The sequence below is a fragment of the Pseudarthrobacter sp. H2 genome (genome assembly GCF_050157045.1).
GTDB lineage: Bacteria > Actinomycetota > Actinomycetes > Actinomycetales > Micrococcaceae > Arthrobacter.
On the sequence record NZ_CP189594.1, the window covers coordinates 2,447,512 to 2,463,211 of the forward strand.

The window sequence follows — 15,700 nt, forward strand, 5'->3', positions numbered from 1 at the left end:
GAACGCAGGCCACGGGCCCGGATCGAAAGTCGATCCGGGCCCGTTTCCGTGCAGCGACTAGGATTGTACAGTGCAGGAAAACGCGTCGGACCCTCTCGTTGGAACCCTGGTGGATCACCGGTACCTGGTTCACTCCAGGCTGGCCCGCGGCGGGATGTCCACCGTCTATCTGGCCACCGACCGGCGGCTCGAGCGCGAGGTCGCGCTGAAGGTCCTGCATCCCCATCTGGCCGATGATCCCCAGTTCCTGGACCGGCTCGGCCGCGAAGCCAAAGCCGCGGCCAGGCTCTCCCACCCGCACGTCGTGGGCGTCCTTGACCAGGGCGAGGACGGCCGGCTCGCCTATCTGGTGATGGAGTACATCAAGGGCCATACGCTGCGCGACGTCATCAACGGCAAGGGCGCCCTCTCGCCGCGGCTCGCCCTGGCCCTGATCGACCCCGTCATCGAAGGGCTCGGCGCGGCCCACACCGCGGGCCTGATCCACCGGGACATCAAGCCGGAGAACGTGCTGATCGCCGACGACGGCCGGATCAAGCTTGGCGACTTCGGACTCGCGCGCGCCATCTCGGCGTCGACGAGCACCGGAGCGCTGATCGGGACCGTTGCGTATCTCTCCCCCGAGCTGGTCCTGGGCAAGCAGGCCGATGCCCGCAGCGATATCTATTCGGTGGGGATCATGCTCTACGAGATGATCACCGGCCGGCAGCCGTTCGACGGCGAAGTCCCCATCCAGGTCGCCTACCAGCACGTGAACTCCAGCGTGGGCGCCGCCTCGGCGCACGTGCCCGGGCTGGCGGCCGAAGTCGATGAACTCGTGCAGTGGTGCACCGCCAACGATCCCGACAAGCGCCCCGTCGACGGGAACGCGCTGCTGTCCGAACTGCGCCATATCCGGACCAACCTGAGCGACGCCGAACTTGACCTCCAGCCGCCCGCTGCCGTCCTGGGCCCTCCGCCCGGCGTCGCCCCGGCGCCGGCCCGGCCCCCCGGCAGCCAGGCGCCCCGCCCGGCGGCGGACCCGTCCGCGGCCGCCGCCTCCCCCGCCGCCGCTGCGCACACCGAAGTGCTCCGCGGGCTCCAGCAGCAGACAGAGGTCATCGCGCACGGCAGCAATCCGACCACGGTGATGTCGGGGGCTCCCCGGCGCCCGGCCTACGGACCGCTGGCCACCCCCGAGGAGGAACCGTACCCCGGCCCCAGGCTGCAGAACCCCGGTGACCAGGCGCTGGCTGGCCCTGCGGTTCCGGCCAGCAAGCGGGCGCAGCGCCAACAGGACCGCGAGGAGCTGAAGGCGCGCCGGCGCGCCGCCGCCACGCCCGTCCGGAGCCTGCGCGAGGGGAGCAGCCGGCGGCGGGGACTGCTGTGGGTCCTGGTCCTGGTCCTCGCGGCGTTGCTGGCCGCGGGCGCCGGCTGGTTCTTCGGCATGGGTCCGGGGTCCCCCGGCACCATTCCGCCCGTGACGAATAAAACGGTGGCCGAGGCCCAGCAACTGCTCCGGACGGCCGGCTTCTCGTCCACCGTCAAGGATGTCTTCGATGACGACATCCCGCCGGGCCTGGTGGTCAGCTCCGAGCCCCCGGCCGGCCAGGTGATCCGGAAGTTCCAGCCGGTCTCGCTGGCCGTCTCCAAGGGCCCGGAGCTGTTCCCGCTGCCGGAGCTCTCCGGGCAGAGCCTGGAGGCGGCCAAGACCGCCCTGAACGGCGCCGGCATGGCCCTGGGGAAGATCACCGAGACCTACGACGAAACCGCTGCAGCCGGGACCGTCCTGGCCCAGGCGCCGCGCAGCGGCAATCCGGTCCGCCATGGCACCCCGGTGAACCTGACCGTGTCCAGGGGGCCGCAGCCCATTCCCGTGCCGGATGTCCGGGGCAAGGATCAGGACGACGCGGTCAAGGCGCTCGAAGCCGCCGGGCTGAAGGCCGTGGTTTCCCCGGAGACGGTCACTGACCGCAAGGTCCACAAGGGCGCCGTCGTCGCGCAGGATCCCGCCTCCGGCAGCCTCACCCGTGGCGGTGCCGTGACCCTGACCGTTTCCAGGGGTCCGAAGCTCGTGGACGTGCCCAGCTTCATCGGCAAGCAGGCCGACAAGGCCGCAGAGGCCCTCAAGGAACTGGGCTTCGAGGTCCGTGTGGAGAACATCCTGGGCGGCCGTTTCTTCGGCACCGTCCGGGACCAGGATCCGGTCAACACCAAGGCCCCGGAAGGCTCAACGGTCACGCTTACCGTGTTCTAGCGCCGTATCGCGCCTAGCGCTTGGACAAGGCTCCGGCGACCAGGAAGGCCATCTCGAGCGACTGCATGTGGTTCAGGCGCGGATCGCAGACGGATTCGTAGCGGTCCAGGAACGCTTCCTGGTCGATCGGGTCGGCCCCGCCGAGGCATTCGGCGACGTCGTCGCCGGTCATCTCCACGTGCAGGCCGCCCGGGACGGTTCCCAGGCCGTGGTGCACTTCGAAGAACCCGCGGACCTCGTCCATGACGTCGTCGAACTTGCGGGTCTTGTAGCCGTTGGGCGAGGTGACGGTGTTGCCGTGCATCGGGTCCGTGACCCAGAGGACCTGGGCGCCGGAGGCCGTGACCCGCTCGACGATCGGGGGAAGCTTCTCGCGGATGTTGGTGGCGCCCATCCGGGTGATGAAGGTCAGGCGGCCGGGTTCGCGGTCCGGGTCAAGCTTGTCGATCAGGCGCAGCGCATCGTCGCCGCTCGTGGACGGGCCCAGCTTCACGCCGATGGGGTTGCGGACGCGCGCGAGGAAGTCGACATGGGCGTGGTCCAGTTCGCGGGTGCGCTCACCGATCCAGAGGAAGTGCGCCGAGGTGTCGTACGGAAAGCCGGTGCGCGAGTCGATGCGGGTCAGGGCACGCTCGTACTCCAGCAGCAGCGCCTCGTGGCTGGCATAGAACTCCACGCGCTTGAGCGCCTCGAAGTCCGCTCCGCAGGAGGCCATGAATTTGATGGCCCGGTCGATGTCCCGCGCCAGCGACTCGTAGCGTGCGTGGGCGGGGTTTTCCGTGAAGCCCTTGTTCCACTGGTGCACGAGGCGCAGGTCCGCGAATCCGCCCTGCGTGAAGGCCCGGATCAGGTTGAGGGTCGACGCCGAGGTATGGTACGCCGTCAGCATCCGGCCGGCATCGTGGGCGCGGGATTCCGGCGTGAAGTCGTAGCCGTTGACGATGTCGCCGCGGTACGCCGGAAGCGTCACGCCGTCGCGGGTCTCGTCGTTGGACGAGCGGGGCTTGGCGAACTGGCCCGCCATGCGGCCCATCTTGATGACCGGCATCGCCGCACCGTAGGTGAGGACGACCGCCATCTGGAGGATGGTCTTGACCCGGGCGCTGATCTTGTCCGCCGTGGCGGCCCCGAAGGTTTCCGCGCAGTCGCCGCCCTGGAGCAGGAAGGCCCTGCCCTGGGCGGCCGCCGCGAGGCGGTCCCGCAGGATGTCCACTTCGCCCGCAAAAACGAGGGGCGGAAGGACGGAGAGGTCCTTGACCGAGGCCTCAAAAACAGCCTTGTCCGACCAGCTGGGCTGCTGGGAGGCCGGAAGCTCCCGCCAGTGGTCCAGCCCCGGGTAGTCGGCTGCACCGCTCTGTGCAGTACTGGTCAGCGGGGAGGCAGATTTCTCAGATAGCTCAGTCACCCTCTAAGGATAGTTGCCCCGGCGCTGATGGAGGGACCCCCGCCGTCATTGACAGTTCCGCTGCGTCACACTGTTCCCGGACCTGCCGGTCCGTCGTCGGGAGGGAGCTGCTCCGGAGCCTTCCCCGGGAGCGCTTTCCCCGCCAGGCGGAGCTTGACGACGGCGGCGTACTCGTCGACGTACTCCTGGCCGGACAGCCGCATCAGCTCATACATGATCTCGTCGGTCACGGACCGCTGGATCAGCCGGTCGTCCGCCATCCCGTAATAGCGGCTGAAGTCCAGCGGCTCGCCGAAGATCATCCCGATGCGCCGGATGCTGGGCACCCGTTTGCCGATCGGCTGGACCTTGTCCGTTCCGATCATGGCCACGGGAATGACCGGGACGCGTGCCTGCAGGGCGAGCCTGGCCACGCCCACCTTCCCCCGGTAGAGCCGCCCGTCCGGGCTGCGGGTGCCCTCCGGATAGATCCCGAGCAGCGAACCGTTCCGGAGCACGTCCAGGCCTGCGTTCAGCGACTGCGCCGAGGCGGCTCCCCCGGTCCGGTCCATCGGCAGCTGGTTGGTCAGCCGGAAGAAGGCCGCGGTCAGCCTGCCCTTGAACCCGGTGCCGGTGAAGTATTCCGATTTCGCCAGGAACACCACGGGACGGGGCACGGTGAGCGGCATGAAGATCGAATCGGAGAAGGACAGATGGTTCGACGCCAGGATGGCGGCACCGTCGGCGGGGACGTTGTCCAGGCCTTTGACCCACGGCCGGAACAGCAGCTTCAGCACCGGCCCCAGGACGAACGTCTTCATGAACCAATAAAACACGTGGCGTACCCCTAATGAAGTCCTCCCGGCGGGCCCCCACGGGGCCAGTCCCGCACCTCACTGACACCCTACTCTAGTGAGTTTTAACCGGAAGAGTGACACGATGGGCTCATGACCGGAAGCAGCTCCCAGGCACGTTCCTCACCAGCTGTCCCAGAACCCCGGAGACCCAAATGAGCCCAGCCCCGGACCACACTCCCTTCAGCAGCGCGTTCACGGGCACCGGCGCCAGCACCGGCGTCGTGGTCTCCCACGGCTTCACCGGCAGCCCCCACGCTGTCCGGGACTGGGCGCAATCCCTGGCCGACGCCGGGTATGCCGTACGGATGCCGCTGCTCCCCGGCCACGGCACCAGCTGGCAGGACCTGGCCAGGACGCGCTGGCAGGACTGGCACGCGGCCCTGGACGCGGCCTACCTCGAATTGGCCGATGAGTGCGGATACGTCGTCGTCGCCGGCCTGTCCATGGGCGGGGCCCTGGCGCTCCGGATCGCCGCCACCCGGCCCGTGGCCGGGACCGTGGTGGTGAACCCCGGCCTCGTCATCGATGACCCCCGCGCACCCCTGGCCGGGATCCTGAAATTCGTGCTCAAGAGCACCCCCGCGATCGGCAACGACATCCTCAAGCCGGACACGGACGAAGGCGCCTATCCGCGGACGCCGGTCGCCGCCGCGCACGAGCTGAACAAGCTGTTCAAGGACACCGTACGGCTGCTGCCCCGGATCACCGCCCCCGTCCGCGTCTACCGGTCATCGGTGGACCACGTCGTCTCGGACAAGAGCATCGCCGCCCTGCGGCGCGGACTGACGCACGCCCCGCTCGAGGTCATCCGGCTGGAAAACAGCTACCACGTGGCTACCATGGACAACGACGCGCCTGGGATCTTCCGCGGCACGGCCGAATTCATCCGGTCCGTGACCGGCGGGGACAACCCGGGCGCCGCCCACGCCAGCCGGAAGGACACGGCAGATGACTAGACCGGACCCCAACTCGCCGGATCCCGGGGCCAACCAGGACGATGCCGTCTGGCTGGACCTCGTTGCCCGCCTGGAGGGCAGGGACCCGGACGCGCCCGGCGGCGGGGCCGGCGCGGAGTCCGCAGCGGAGTCCGCAGCGGGCAGGGCCTTCAGGGACTTCGATCCGCTGGGCCTGTCCGGTGCCGCGCCGGTCGAACCCTCGGCCCGGGAACGCCTCGCCCCGAAGACGCCCGCCGACGGCGCCGGGGACCGTCCCGACGCCGCGCCGGGACCGCGGGACTTTGAGGCCGACGACGAGGGCGCCTTCGTGCCGGAGGAGCCTCCCAGCCTGGCCGGAGCCGATCCGATGACGGTGCTTGCCTGGCTGGGGGCTGTCGGCGGCCCCGCAGCCCTCGTGATGGCCGCGATGTTCTGGCGGTCCGCCCCGCTGGTGGCCATCCTGGGAATCGTCGCCGCGTTCGCGGCGTCGGTGATCTTCCTGATCATGAAACTTCCCGGCGAAAAAGACGAGCACGACGACGGCGCACGCGTCTAGGAATCCGCGGCGCCAGGCTAGCGGTCATTTCCGTTAATTCGTCGGGGTTAGGCGCAATGCCGTTCGGTTAGGCGTTCGGGTCCAGGGTCAAGTCCCGTCGAATCGGCGTGTCCGTGGGGATATGGGTGTGGCTCCTGCTTGAGTAGTTCGGTCCACCAAGACTGATCCACCCCCACGGGAGCCACTATGCCCGATTCTGCCATCAATCACGCTCCGGGGGTATTCGCACCCGGGCATCTGGGCGAGCTGACCCGTGTCGTTCCCTTCGACATGGTTGATGCCGCGCTCGAGGCCGCCGGAGGCCGGGAACGCCGGGTGCGCAGGCTGCCCTCACGGGTGGTGATCTACCTGCTGCTCGCCGGGGTCCTGTTCGCCGACCAGGGCTGGAAGCAGGTCTTTTCACGCCTGGTCACGGGGCCGCCGGCACCGGTGAAGACACCTTCGGCCTCATCCTTGAGCCAGGCCATGCGCCGGGTGGGAACGGCCCCGCTGCGTGAGCTGTTCACCCTTCTCAAGGGCCCTGCGGTGTGCGGGTCCCGGCAGGTGACCCGGTTCGCTGGCCGGCTGGTCGTGGCCATCGACGGCACGCAGATGGCCGTGGCCGATACCGAGGCCAACCGGGCCAGGTACCCCAAGCCGCGCGGCGGCGTCAACGGGGAGGCCGGGTACCCGATGATCCGGCTGGTTGCGATCCTCACGGCCGGGACCCGTTCGGTGATCGACGCGGCCTTCGGCACCGACGCCGTGGGCGAGCTGACCTACGCCCGGCAGCTCATCTCCTGCCTGCAACCGGGCATGGTGCTGCTCGGGGACCGGAACTTCGCCACCTACGGCTTCTTCCGTGAAGTGGCCGAAACGGGCGCGGACTTCCTTTTCCGCGCCAGGACCGGTCTCAGCGCCATGAAACTGCCGGTCTTCAGCAGCTGGCCGACGGTTCCTACCTCTCCCATGCCGCCGGCCAACGCGTACGGGTCATCGACGCCGAACTCACGGTCACCACCGAGGCCAAAACGCTCACCGCCGAATACCGGCTGGTCACCACGTTGCTCGACCCGATCCAGGCTCCCGCCCTGGGACTGGTCAGGCTCTACCATGAGCGTTGGGAGATCGAAACGGCCTACTGCGAATTGAAATCACGCATCCTGAACGGCCGGGTGCTGCGCGGCCGGCACCCTGCCGCGGTCATCCAGGAGACCTGGGCGCTGCTGTCCTGCTACCAGGTGTTGCGCACCGCGATGACCGATGTGACGCTGCGGCATCCCGAGATCGATCCGGACCGCCTGTCCTTCACCATCGGACTGAGGTCCGCCCGCGACCAGGTGGTCCAGGCCCGCGGGATCCTCAGCGGAACCGTGGTGGACCTGGTCGGTCGCATCGGGGCGGCCATGCTGGCCGAACCGTTGCCCGCCCGCCGCATCCGCTCCCGGCCCCGGGTGGTCAAACGCGCGATCTCCAAGTACCGCGCCAAGGAACGGGATGTCGACCGTCGGACCTATCCCGCGACACTCGACACCAGGATCTTGACACCGGATCCCGGCCCCCAACCGAACGGCATTGGGGTTGGGGCGGGGCCAAGACCTCTTCGCGCCGGGAGGTCATGCCCATTCGTCGCGCCCGCCACCGGACACAACCGGAATATGCCCATCCGCCAGCCCCTGCGCGGGACATGTCCGGATCCGCGGGGCACGTGCGGGGGCTCCGCCGCGGGGATCGGACTGCTCCCCGGGAGGACATGCCCATTCGTCGCGCCCGCCACCGGACATAACCGGAATATGCCCGCCAGCCCCTGCGCGGGGCATGTCCGTGAACCCGGCCACCCCGCCGGCTGGACCTGAACCTGGACCCCCGGCGAACTAACGAAAAAGCCTGTTAGCGCCGGATGAGGCTGCGGACGCGGGACAGGTCGGCCGCGCCGATCAGGCCGGCGTCCGGGCCCAGGGCGGCGAGCTCGATGCCGGCCGCGGGCCGGAAGCCACGCCCGGTCAGGTTCCTCGCGAAGGCCTTCCGTGCCGGCGCCACGAGCAGTTCGCCGGCGTCGCAGAGTCCGCCGCCGATGACGAACGTGCCCGGGTCCAGGGCGGCAGCCAGGTTGGCCAGCCCGAGCCCGAGCCATTCCCCGACCTCTTCGAGCAGTTCGCGGGAGGTCGGATCCCCGGCCTTGGCCAGTTCCGTGACCACCACACCGGTAATCAGTTCCGTCCGGCCGCCCACGGCCTTGAGCAGCTCCTGGGCCACCGGGGAATTGGCAGCCGCCAGCTCACGGGCCTCCCGGCCCAGCGCATTGCCCGAGGCGTACTGTTCCCAGCAGCCGCGGTTGCCGCACTCGCAGCGGTGGCCGCCCGGCATGATGATCTGGTGGCCGAATTCCCCGGCCACGCCGAAGCGTCCGCGTTCCAGCCGCCCGTCCATCACCATGGCGCCGCCGATTCCGGTGCCCAGGGTGATGCAGACAAGCCTGTTCTCGTTCCGGCCGGCGCCGAAGCGCCATTCGGCCCAGGCCGCCGCGTCGGCGTCATTGGCCAGCAGCACCGGACGGCGCAGCAGCCGCTGCAGGTTGTCCCGCAACGGCTCGTTACGCCAGGCCAGGTGCGGGCTGAAAAGGACCGTTCCGCCGTCGAGGTCCATCCAGCCGGCGGCACCGATCCCCACCGAACGGATCCGGTGGCCCCGGCCCAACTCCTCGACGAGTTCCACGATGACTTCTTCGACGGCGCGGGGCTCGCTGCCGGGCGTGGACCGCTTCGCCCGGCTGAGGATCCGCCCCTCCGGGTCGACGACGCCCGCAGCGACCTTGGTGCCTCCGACGTCGACGCCGATGGCCAGGCCCGTCCGTCCAGTCCAGCGGTGCGGACGGAATCCCGCACCCGCGGCACCGCGCCGCCAGGCGCCTGGCCTGTGCTGCGGGCCGGGCTGCGGGCCGGATGTGGGTGTATGCATGGTTCCCCATTGTATTCGCAGGATTGCCTTCGCCGGTGTGACTTCCCAGGGGCGTATCCACAGGTGCCTGGCCCGCCGGCCTGCCTGCCCGCGGCCCCGGCCCCGCCGGCCGCCCCGTCCGGGGGCGCCGTCCGGGTGGCGCCGCCTGCTGGCGGAACGGAGGGCTTCATCGTAAAGTTACTCGCCAGTAGGTGTTGTGGAACACCCCCGTTGCGGACCGCGTACTAGTGTTGGCTGTACCTGGCCTGCCTACGGATATCAAAGGAGCTATTGTGCGAGAAATCAGTGTCCCGCCCCTGGTCGACGTCGCCCCGGACTCGAATGTCACGGATCTGCTGCTCCGCCAGGCGGCAAAGGCGTCCAACCCCGCGCTGTTCTCGCGTCTGGACAAGTCGGGCCAGTGGGAGGATATCCGGGCCACGGAGTTCCTGGCCGATGCTTCGCTGCTCGCCAAAGGCCTGATGGCCAGCGGTGTCGCTGCCGGGGACAGGGTCGGCATCATGTCCCGCACGCGGTACGAATGGGCCCTGATTGACTTCGCCATCTGGTTTGCCGGCGCGGTGTCGGTCCCGATCTACGAGACCTCCTCCCCCTCGCAGGTCGCGTGGAACCTCGGCGACTCGGGCGCGGTCGCAGCGTTCGGCGAGACCGCCCAACACGAGGACACCATCCGCCAGGCCGCCGCGTCCGAGTCGCTGACGGCCCTGAAGAACGTCTGGCAGCTTGCCGGCACGGGCCTGGACGAGGTCCGGGCTGCCGGCGCCGCCGTCAGCGACGAGGAGCTCGAGGCCCGGCGCGGCCAGGCAACCCTGAAGGACATCGCCACGATCATCTACACCTCGGGCACCACCGGCCGCCCCAAGGGCTGCGAGCTGACCCACGGCAACTTCGTGGAGCTCTCCGAGAACGCGCTGGCCACCTCCCTGGGAAGCGTCGTCCACGACGGGGCCAGGACCATCATGTTCCTGCCCCTCGCCCACGTCTTCGCCCGTTTCATCTCGGTGCTCGCGGTGGCGGCCGGCACCACCGTCGCACACACCCCGGACGTCAAGAACCTGCTCCCGGACCTGCAGAGCTACAGGCCCACGTTCATCCTCGCGGTGCCGCGGGTGTTCGAGAAGGTCTACAACTCGGCGCTGACCAAGGCCGAGGACGGCGGCAAGGGCGCCATCTTCCACCGGGCCGCGGACACGGCAATCGCCTACTCGCGCGCCCGGCAGGCCGGCAAGGTGGGGCTGGGCCTGAAGCTCCAGCACGCGCTGTTCGACAGGCTCGTCTACGGCAAGCTCCGCGACGCGATGGGCGGCCGGGTCTCGCACGCGGTCTCCGGCGGCGGGCCGCTCGGTGAACGGCTTGGACACTTCTTCCAAGGCATCGGCCTGCAGATCCTGGAAGGCTACGGACTGACCGAAACGACGGCGCCCATCACCGTGAACACCCCGCAGCTGATCAAGATCGGCACGGTCGGCGCCCCGCTGCCGGGCAACGCCGTCAGGATCGCCGACGACGGCGAGATCCTCACCAAAGGCGTGTGCGTCATGAACGGCTACTTCCACCGCGAGGATCTCTCCGCTGACGCCTTCGTGGACGGCTGGCTGCGCACCGGCGACATCGGCCGGCTTGATGAGCAGGGTTTCCTGACCATCACGGGGCGCAAGAAGGAAATCATCGTCACGGCCAGCGGCAAGAACGTGGTGCCCGCCCTGCTGGAGGACCAGATCCGCGCCGATGCCCTCGTCTCGCAGGTACTGGTGGTGGGCGACAACCGTCCGTTCATCGGTGCCCTCGTGACCCTGGATGAGGAGGCACTCCCGGGCTGGCTGCACCGCCACGGCCTCCCGGCGTCGACCTCGCTGGCTGAAGCAGCGGAGAACCCTGTGGTCACGGCCGCAGTCCAGGACCTGATCAACCGGGCCAACCGCTCGGTTTCCCAGGCCGAGGCCATCAAGTCCTTCCGGATTGTGACCGCGGATTTCACTGAGGCCTCCGGACACCTCACGCCGTCGATGAAGGTCAAGCGCGGCCAAGTGATGAAGGACTTCGAGACCGTGATCGAAGAAATGTACACCGCGAAGCGTCCCACCCACGCCTAGCCGCCACAACAACGCGGGGTCACTTCGCGCCCATCCGACAGCATCGGATGGGCGCGAAGTGACCCCGCGTTGCTCTTAGGGTCCTACTCGACGACGAGCAGCAGGTCTCCGCCCTGGACCTGTTCGATGGCGCCGACGGCGAGCCGCGCGACGGTGCCGCCCACCGGCGTCGTGATGGAGGCTTCCATCTTCATCGCCTCGATCGTGGCGACGGTGTCCCCCGCCTTGACCGTATCTCCGGTCTTGACCGTCAGGGTGACGGCGCCGGCGAACGGTGCGGCCACCTGGCCGGGCTGGGAGGAGTCGGCCCGCTCGGCGGCCTTGACGTTGCTGACCACGGAACGGTCCCGGACCACCACCGGGCGGGACTGGCCGTTGAGCGTGCACATCACCGTGCGCATGCCCTTTTCGTCCGGCTCGGAGACTGCTTCGAGCGAGGCAATCAGGCGCACGCCCTTCTCGAGTTCGATTTCATGCTCCGCGCCGCGCTGCAGCCCGTACAGGTAGTCGCGGGTGTCCAGCACGGAGAGGTCGCCGTAGGACTCCACGCTCTTCTGGTAGTCCTTGGTGGGGCCGGCGAAGAGCAGGCGGTTGAGGGTCTGCTGCCGCGTCCTGGAGTCACCCTGGAGCGCGGCGCTGTCCTCGGCGCTGAGCTCGACGTCGCGGACCTTGACGGTGCGGCCCTGCAGGGCCTTGGTCCGGAACGGCTCGGGCCAGCCGCCGGGAGGATCCCCCAGCTCGCCGGAGAGGAAGCCGATCACGGAATCCGGGATGTCGTACTTCTGCGGGTTCTCGTTGAAGTCCGCCGGGTCCGCGTTGAGTCCGACGAGGTGCAGGGCCAGGTCCCCAACGACCTTGGAGGACGGGGTCACCTTCACGAGCCGGCCGAGGATGCGGTCCGCGGCGGTGTACATGTCCTCGATCGCCTCGAACCGCTCGCCCAGGCCCAGGGCCATCGCCTGCTGGCGCAGGTTGGAGAGCTGGCCGCCGGGGATTTCGTGCTGGTAGACCCGGCCGGTGGGGCCCGGCAGGCCGGATTCGAACGGCGCGTACACCCGGCGGACGGCTTCCCAGTACGGTTCCAGGGCGCAGACGTTGGCCAGGCTCAGCCCGGTGTCCCGGGGGGTGTGGGCCAGTGCCGCCACGAGGGCGGAAGCCGAGGGCTGGCTGGTGGTGCCGGCCAGCGAGGCCGACGCGACGTCCACCGCGTCCACCCCGGCGTCCACGGCCGCCAGGAGGGTGGCCAGCTGGCCGCCTGCGGTGTCGTGGGTGTGCAGGTGGACCGGGAGGTCGAACCGTTCCCGCAGGGCAGTGACGAGGCGGGCGGCCGCCGCGGGACGCAGCAGCCCGGCCATGTCCTTGATCGCCAGGATGTGCGCGCCCGCGTCGACGATCCGCTGGGCGAGCTCCAGGTAGTAGTCGAGGGTGTAGAGCTTTTCTGCCGGGTCCAGCATGTCCGCCGTGTAGCAGAGGGCCACCTCGGCGACGGCGGTTCCGGTCTCGCGGACGGCGCGGATGGCCGGGGCCATCTGGTTGACGTCGTTGAGGGCATCGAAGATGCGGAAGATGTCGATCCCGGTGGCGGCGGCCTCGTTGACGAACGCCACCGTGACCTCCTCCGGGTATGGCGTGTAGCCCACGGTGTTCCGGCCGCGGAGGAGCATCTGCAGGCAGACGTTCGGCAGCGCCTTCCGCAGGGCCGCGAGCCGGTCCCAGGGGTCTTCGCCCAGGAACCGCAGGGCGACGTCGTAGGTGGCACCGCCCCAGGCTTCCACGGAGAGCAGCCCCGGGAGCAGGCTGGAGACGGCGGGGCCGGCCGCGACGAGGTCGCGGGTGCGGACGCGAGTGGCCAGCAGTGACTGGTGGGCGTCGCGGAACGTGGTGTCCGTGACGGCCACGGCGTCCTGCGCGCGCAGGGCCTGCGCGAAGCCCTCCGGGCCGAGCTCCAGCAGCCGCTGGCGTGAGCCCGGAGCATACTCCATGCCCTCCACGGCCGGGAGCTTCGCGGCCGGGTCCGAGTGGACCTGGAGCTCGCCGTTGGGCTTGTTGACGGTGACGTCCGCGAGCCAGGTCAGCAGCTTGGTGCCGCGGTCCGCGGAGACGCGGGCCTTGAGCAGCGCGGGGCGCTCGTCGATGAACGAGGTGGCCACATTGCCGGCCACGAAGTCCGCATCGTCGAGGACCGCCTGCAGGAAGGAGATGTTGGTGGACACGCCGCGGATGCGGAACTCGGCAAGGGCGCGCCGGGCCCGGGCCACGGCGGCCGGGTAGTCACGGCCGCGGCAGGTGAGCTTGACCAGCATGGAGTCGAAGTGCGGGCTGATCTCGGCGCCCGAGTACACGGTGCCGCCGTCGAGCCGGACTCCGGCGCCTCCTGCCGAACGGTAGCCGGTGATCTTGCCGACGTCGGGCCGGAAGCCGTTGGCGGGGTCCTCGGTGGTGATGCGGCACTGCAGTGCCGCACCCTTGAGCTGGACGGTCTCCTGCGAGAGGCCAAGGTCCGCGAGGGTCTCGCCGGCGGCGATGCGCAGCTGCGCCTGGACCAGGTCGACGTCGGTGACTTCCTCGGTCACGGTGTGCTCGACCTGGATGCGCGGGTTCATCTCGATGAACACGTGCTGGCCGGCGCGCTCCCCCACGGTGTCCACGAGGAATTCGACGGTGCCCGCATTGACATAATTCAGCGCCTTGGCGAACTTCACGGCATCGCGGTAGAGCGCCTGCCGGATGCCCTCGTCGAGGTTCGGTGCCGGGGCGATCTCGATGACCTTCTGGTGGCGGCGCTGGATGGAACAGTCGCGCTCGAAGAGGTGCATGACGTTGCCCTCGGCGTCGGCCAGGATCTGCACTTCGATGTGGCGGGGACGCAGGACGGCCTGCTCCAGGAACATCGTGGGATCACCGAACGCGGCGTCCGCCTCGCGCATGGCGGCCTGCAGGGCGTCGGGCAGCGCCTCCCGGGTGTCCACCCGGCGCATGCCGCGGCCGCCGCCGCCGGCCACGGCCTTGGCGAAGATGGGGAAACCGATCACGTCGGCGGCAGCGATGAGCTCGTCGACGTCCTTGGACGGCTGGCTGGACTTGAGTACGGGAACACCGGCCTTGCGGGCCGCCTCCAGGGCTGCCACCTTGTTGCCGGCCAGTTCCAGGACTTCCGCCGGCGGGCCGACGAAGGTGATGCCTGCAGCCTCGGCGGCACGCGCGAGGCGGGGGTTCTCGGAGAGGAAGCCGTAGCCCGGGTAGATGGCGTCCGCCCCGGATTCCTTGGCCACGCGCACGACCTCGTCGACGTCGAGGTACGCCCGGACCGGGTGGCCCTCCTCGCCGATCAGATACGCCTCATCGGCCTTCTGGCGGTGGATCGAATTCCGGTCCTCAGTGGGAAAAACGGCTACAGTCTTGGCGCCCAGCTCATAGCTGGCGCGGAAGGCGCGGATCGCGATTTCGCCGCGGTTCGCCACCAGAATCTTCGAAAACATGGTTCTCCTGCATCATTGCCGGCGTATCAGTAATTCCCCACAGTCTCCAAGACCGGCGTGGACAAACACAAATCATTGTGTCGACGGTCACAGCGGCGCGCGTCACGTGGGCCGTGGCGGCCCGCGGGACGTGCCCGAGGGACCTGCACGCGGGCCGGGCCCGCGGGACGGCTTGCGGGACGGCTTCACCGGGATGGCCGGATGAGACAGGTTTCCGGCGGGCATCAACATATGATGAAGGGGCGGGTGGCGCATGCACGCCCCGGTTCCGGAGAACGCAGGAGCCGGCACGACCCCGTCCCGGCAACCGGCGTTAGGTATTGGTCTTTCAAGTGCAAGTAGTCAGCATCAGCAGCCTCAAAGGCGGTGTCGGCAAGACATCCGTGACCACCGGGCTGGCGTCGGCGGCACTCGCCGCCGGCATCCCCACCCTCGTCGTCGACCTTGACCCCCACGCGGACGCGAGCACTGCCCTCGGGGTCCGGCCGGATGACCGGCTCGATATCGGCCGGATGCTCAAGGCCCCCCGGCGGGCACGCCTGGCCGACAACGTTGTTCCCAGCGACTGGGTGGAACGCGCCGGCGGCTCCTCCCCCGCAGGCTCTCCGGTGTCCATCCTGGATGTGGCCGTGGGCTCCGCCTACACCGGTATCTACGACCGCCCGGATCTCGGCCGCCGCGACCTGCGCCGGCTCTCCGCAGTCCTGGCGGGCGCGGACAACTATGAATTGGTGCTGGTCGACTGCCCGCCGTCGCTCAACGGACTCACCAGGATGGCATGGTCCGCCAGCGACAAGGTCACCCTGGTGGCCGAACCAGGCCTCTTCTCCGTGGCCGGGACGGAGCGCACCATGCGTGCGATCCAGCTCTTCCGCCAGGAATTCGCCCCGAACCTCTCACCGGCGGGCATCGTGGCGAACCGCGTGCGCAGCGGCTCCTCGGAGCACAGCTTCCGCCTGGCCGAGATGCAGTCCATGTTCGGTGAACTGCTGCTGTCCCCGTTCATTCCGGAGCAGGCCAACTGGCAGCAGATCCAGGGGGCCGCCCACTCGATCCACCATTGGCCCGGGGACTCCGCCAAGAATGCCGCGGGGCTGTACGACGCCCTGCTGGCGAACCTGATGAAGTCCGGCCCCCGGACCGGTCCGGCCCGCGACCGCAGCCGGCGCTAGGCCGCGACCAGGAACGGCAGGACGCAGGCCGAAGGCCGCTTTCCCGGTGGG

Annotated in this window: 10 protein-coding genes and 1 pseudogene; 7 read left to right on the plus strand and 4 right to left on the minus strand. The window is 69.4% G+C overall.

Annotation, left to right across the window (positions count from 1 at the left end; genetic code table 11):
* Positions 1-70: 70 nt before the first annotated feature.
* The gene (locus tag ACQCSZ_RS11575) at positions 71-2,236 is read left to right on the plus strand and encodes a protein kinase domain-containing protein (protein WP_427008111.1); all 2,166 of its coding nucleotides are present in this window, start codon (positions 71-73) and stop codon (positions 2,234-2,236) included.
* A 13-nt stretch (positions 2,237-2,249) separates the two neighbouring features.
* Here ACQCSZ_RS11575 and ACQCSZ_RS11580 read toward each other — a convergent pair whose 3' ends face one another.
* Both ACQCSZ_RS11580 and ACQCSZ_RS11585 read right to left on the minus strand, forming a co-directional pair.
* Positions 2,250-3,641 carry a class II 3-deoxy-7-phosphoheptulonate synthase gene (locus ACQCSZ_RS11580; RefSeq protein WP_427008112.1) on the minus strand — a complete coding sequence of 464 codons (1,392 nt, stop codon included), beginning with the start codon at positions 3,639-3,641 and terminating at the stop codon, positions 2,250-2,252.
* Between the two features lie 65 nt (positions 3,642-3,706).
* Positions 3,707-4,456, minus strand: coding sequence for a lysophospholipid acyltransferase family protein (locus ACQCSZ_RS11585; protein WP_427008113.1), 750 nt, complete (start codon positions 4,454-4,456; stop codon positions 3,707-3,709).
* A gap of 173 nt (positions 4,457-4,629) precedes the next feature.
* On the opposite strand from ACQCSZ_RS11585, the gene ACQCSZ_RS11590 reads away from it, so the two are divergent.
* The 4 genes and pseudogenes from ACQCSZ_RS11590 to ACQCSZ_RS11605 all read left to right on the plus strand — a co-directional run bounded on the left by ACQCSZ_RS11590 (position 4,630) and on the right by ACQCSZ_RS11605 (position 7,803).
* Positions 4,630-5,433 carry an alpha/beta hydrolase gene (locus tag ACQCSZ_RS11590; protein WP_427008114.1) on the plus strand — a complete coding sequence of 268 codons (804 nt, stop codon included), beginning with the start codon at positions 4,630-4,632 and terminating at the stop codon, positions 5,431-5,433.
* The gene (locus tag ACQCSZ_RS11595; protein ID WP_427008115.1) at positions 5,426-5,968 is read left to right on the plus strand and encodes a hypothetical protein; all 543 of its coding nucleotides are present in this window, start codon (positions 5,426-5,428) and stop codon (positions 5,966-5,968) included. The genes ACQCSZ_RS11590 and ACQCSZ_RS11595 overlap by 8 nt, the downstream gene beginning before the upstream one ends.
* A gap of 186 nt (positions 5,969-6,154) precedes the next feature.
* Positions 6,155-6,856 (plus strand): annotated as a pseudogene (locus ACQCSZ_RS11600) (IS4 family transposase); the annotation flags it as partial.
* A gap of 86 nt (positions 6,857-6,942) precedes the next feature.
* A complete protein-coding gene (locus ACQCSZ_RS11605) occupies positions 6,943-7,803 on the plus strand; it encodes a hypothetical protein (protein WP_427008320.1) in 861 nt (286 codons plus the stop codon).
* A 34-nt stretch (positions 7,804-7,837) separates the two neighbouring features.
* Here ACQCSZ_RS11605 and ACQCSZ_RS11610 read toward each other — a convergent pair whose 3' ends face one another.
* Positions 7,838-8,905 (minus strand): ROK family glucokinase, encoded by a 1,068-nt coding sequence (locus ACQCSZ_RS11610; protein WP_427008116.1) that lies wholly within the window; start codon positions 8,903-8,905, stop codon positions 7,838-7,840.
* A gap of 272 nt (positions 8,906-9,177) precedes the next feature.
* On the opposite strand from ACQCSZ_RS11610, the gene ACQCSZ_RS11615 reads away from it, so the two are divergent.
* A complete protein-coding gene (locus ACQCSZ_RS11615; protein WP_427008117.1) occupies positions 9,178-10,998 on the plus strand; it encodes an AMP-dependent synthetase/ligase in 1,821 nt (606 codons plus the stop codon).
* Positions 10,999-11,081: 83 nt separating this feature from the next.
* On the opposite strand, the gene ACQCSZ_RS11620 is transcribed toward ACQCSZ_RS11615, so the two are convergent.
* Positions 11,082-14,477 carry a pyruvate carboxylase gene (locus tag ACQCSZ_RS11620; protein ID WP_427008118.1) on the minus strand — a complete coding sequence of 1,132 codons (3,396 nt, stop codon included), beginning with the start codon at positions 14,475-14,477 and terminating at the stop codon, positions 11,082-11,084.
* 332 nt (positions 14,478-14,809) lie between these two features.
* Between ACQCSZ_RS11620 and ACQCSZ_RS11625 the strand changes: the two genes are divergently transcribed.
* Positions 14,810-15,649, plus strand: coding sequence for a ParA family protein (locus ACQCSZ_RS11625; protein ID WP_427008119.1), 840 nt, complete (start codon positions 14,810-14,812; stop codon positions 15,647-15,649).
* Positions 15,650-15,700 lie beyond the last annotated feature (51 nt).

Excerpts from the sequence above, each read along its gene's own strand:
- ACQCSZ_RS11620 (WP_427008118.1), bottom strand. The coding sequence starts at position 14,477 with ATGTTTTCGAAGATTCTGGTGGCGAACCGCGGCGAAATCGCGATCCGC.
- ACQCSZ_RS11610 (WP_427008116.1), bottom strand. The coding sequence starts at position 8,905 with ATGCATACACCCACATCCGGCCCGCAGCCCGGCCCGCAGCACAGGCCA.
- ACQCSZ_RS11590 (WP_427008114.1), top strand. The coding sequence starts at position 4,630 with ATGAGCCCAGCCCCGGACCACACTCCCTTCAGCAGCGCGTTCACGGGC.
- ACQCSZ_RS11595 (WP_427008115.1), top strand. The coding sequence starts at position 5,426 with ATGACTAGACCGGACCCCAACTCGCCGGATCCCGGGGCCAACCAGGAC.